Consider the following 2,891-nt stretch of genomic DNA (forward strand, 5'->3'; position numbering starts at 1 on the left):
AGGTCATCGGTTATCAAAGCTTGAATGAATCTTCCCTTGAGTGCTCCCAGAATAGGAAGAAACTTATTCTTGCCCCCCGCCACCCCAATTACCAATGGTATTTTTTTTGAATCTTGAAGACTTATACTGATTCTTCTTTTATCAGCTAAGGTTTCAATAATAGCTCCAGTTTCATCGTAAAAATTGCCACAAATATTCCCAACGACTTTTTTCTTTCGTAATTCTTCAATTTCATGATCATACAAATCCCCGGTATCAAGAAGGGTTGAAGTCTCCAAAACTCCTCCAATTCCTACCAAAGCTATATCAACTTTTTTTGACATATCGAGAACTTTAAAAACACTTTCATTACTTAAAATCGCATCTCGAGTGGCTTGATCCTTGGCAAATGCCGGCGCCATCAAATAAACAACCTGACCATCAAAATTTTCAGCAATCCGACGGGCTAATTCAACTGCCATGACGTCCCCTTTTAATTTTCCATAACCCCCCATAATTTGTATCACTCTTAAACCGGGTATTTTTTTAGGAGTGAGATAGTGGATTATTTCAAATATGGTTTTTCCATAAGCCACCCCTAAGGTTGAATAGGGATCTAAGCGATTTCTTAAATAAGAGGCTGCGACTTGGGCAACTCTTTTTAAAAGTATTTTGTCATTTTCTTGAAAGGATAGTGTAATCTTAACTTCCTTTAAACCAAATTTTTCCTTAAGCTGATTTTCATTTTCCAATTCCTTATCGGAGGGTTCTATTATTTTAATTTGGACTATACCCTCTTCTTTAGCTTTTTTAAGCACTCTCCAAACTTTTTGACGAGAAAGGCCAACAATTTCTCCTATTTGATCTTGAGTTAAATCTTCGTAGTAATATAATTTAGCCACTTCTCGCATCAGATCCTGATGAAAGGCATCGTACTTCATTTCTTATCCTTTCATTAACCTTCTAACCCCATTAACGATATCTTCCACTTGAGGTACTAATTGCTTTTCTAAACGAGGATTATAGGGTGGAGGCATTTCAAGACCTCCCAAGCGCATAACTGGAGAATCAAGGTCATCAAAACATTTCTCTCCAATAAATGCTGCCACTTCAGCACCAAACCCTCCCAATTGAGGAGCTTCATAAACTACCAATGCTCGATGGGTCTTTTGTATTGATTGGGCAATGGCTTCGGTATCGAGTGGGCGAAGGGAACGAAGATCTAAAACCTCTACATCAATCCCTTCTTGAGCCAATTTTTCCGCTGCTTGTAAACTTTTGGGAATGAGATTAGAATAACCAATAATAGTGAGATCAGCCCCAGATCTTTTGACATCTGCCTTCCCTATTGGAATTAAATATTCTTCTTCTGGAACCACTCCCTTGGTTTTATATAACAATTTATGCTCTAAAAAAATAACCGGATTATCATCTCGTATAGCACTTTTTAAAAGCCCTTTGGCATCAGCAGGATTTGAAGGTAAAACTACTTTTAATCCCGGCACGTGAGCATACCAGGCTTCCTGGCTTTGAGAATGTTGAGCTGCTGCTCCAGTACCCGAACCAATGGGAGCTCTAACCACCATAGGTACTGCCGCTTTTCCACCAAACATAAAACGAATTTTTGCCGCCTGGTTGACCAATTGATCCATACCAATGGCAATAAAATCTGAAAATTGGATTTCGGCGACTGTTCGCATTCCCACTAAAGAAGCCCCGGCAGCAGCACCAATTATGGCTGCTTCCGAAATTGGAGTATCAATGACCCGTTCTGGACCAAACTCTTCATATAAACCAAGGGTTACGGCAAAAGCACCACCATAAATACCAATATCTTCCCCTATTAAAAAAACCCGAGGATCATTTTTTAGCTCTTCACGCAATGCTTCCCGGATGGCTTCAGAATAAGTAATCACTCGATCAGGCATAAACCATCCTCCTCACCGCTTCTAAATCCGGTTCTGGACTTTGCTCAGCATATTGAACCGATTCCTGGATAAGCTTTTCAACTTCGACATCGATGTTTCCTAAAATATCTTCTTTAATACCTTCATCGTTGATAAGATACTGGCGAAAAGATTGAATAGGACAACGAGCTTTCCAACTTTTTATCTCTTCTTTAGTCCGATAAACATTTTTATCACTTTTAGAATGACCTTTCCAGCGATAGGTTTTCGCTTCAATAAGAGTTGGCCCTTTCCCTTCCCGAGCTCGTTCAATAGCCAGGCTTACTGCTTCATACACCTCAAGAACTTTATTTCCATTTATGGTCACTCCAGGAATCCCATAAGCTTTGGAACGCTCGGAGATATCATCTATCGCCACAGAATATTTAACCGAAGTTGACATTGCATATTGATTATTTTCACATAAATACACGACTGGAAGTTTGAAAGCAGATCCCATATTTATCGATTCATGGAAAGTACCAGTGTTTGAGGCTCCGTCTCCGAAAAAACAGATAACCACCTTCCCATTTTTTTGCAGCTTACACCCTAATGCTGCACCGGTAGCAATAGGAATACCACCACCTACCACACCGTTGGCCCCTAAATTTCCTTTTTCTACATCGGCAATATGCATCGAACCTCCAACTCCATGGCAATATCCAGTATCTTTGGCCATTAATTCTGCCATCATGCGTTTTACATCGGCTCCTTTTGCAATACAATGCCCATGGCCTCGATGGGTAGAGGTAATAAAATCGTCAGGTTGTAAAGCGGCACAAGCACCAACCGCTACCGCCTCTTCACCAACATAAAGATGGAAAGTCCCAAAAATCTTTCCTTCAATGTACAACAATTCAGCTTGTTCTTCGAACAAACGAATCGTAATCATTTGCCGATACATTTCTAATTTTTTATCAAGAGTAAGCAAATTGGAATTTACCTCCTTTTCTATCCTGAAAATAC

Annotated in this window: 3 protein-coding genes; all 3 read right to left on the bottom strand. The window is 39.8% G+C overall.

The window, feature by feature from the left end:
- Window positions 1-920: sugar-binding transcriptional regulator (locus PLK24_RS10250; RefSeq protein ID WP_324478828.1), on the bottom strand; the 920-nt coding region annotated here is incomplete at its 3' end.
- Between the two features lie 3 nt (window positions 921-923).
- Window positions 924-1,907, bottom strand: coding sequence for an alpha-ketoacid dehydrogenase subunit beta (locus tag PLK24_RS10255; RefSeq protein ID WP_324478830.1), 984 nt, complete (start codon window positions 1,905-1,907; stop codon window positions 924-926).
- Complete coding sequence (locus PLK24_RS10260; RefSeq protein WP_349770680.1) at window positions 1,900-2,829, bottom strand: thiamine pyrophosphate-dependent dehydrogenase E1 component subunit alpha; 930 nt, start codon at window positions 2,827-2,829, stop codon at window positions 1,900-1,902. The genes PLK24_RS10255 and PLK24_RS10260 overlap by 8 nt, the downstream gene beginning before the upstream one ends.
- Between the last annotated feature and the right edge of the window lie 62 nt (window positions 2,830-2,891).

Origin of the sequence: Atribacter sp., assembly GCF_035418125.1 — a bacterium.
Taxonomy (GTDB): Bacteria; Atribacterota; Atribacteria; order Atribacterales; family Atribacteraceae; genus Atribacter; species Atribacter allofermentans.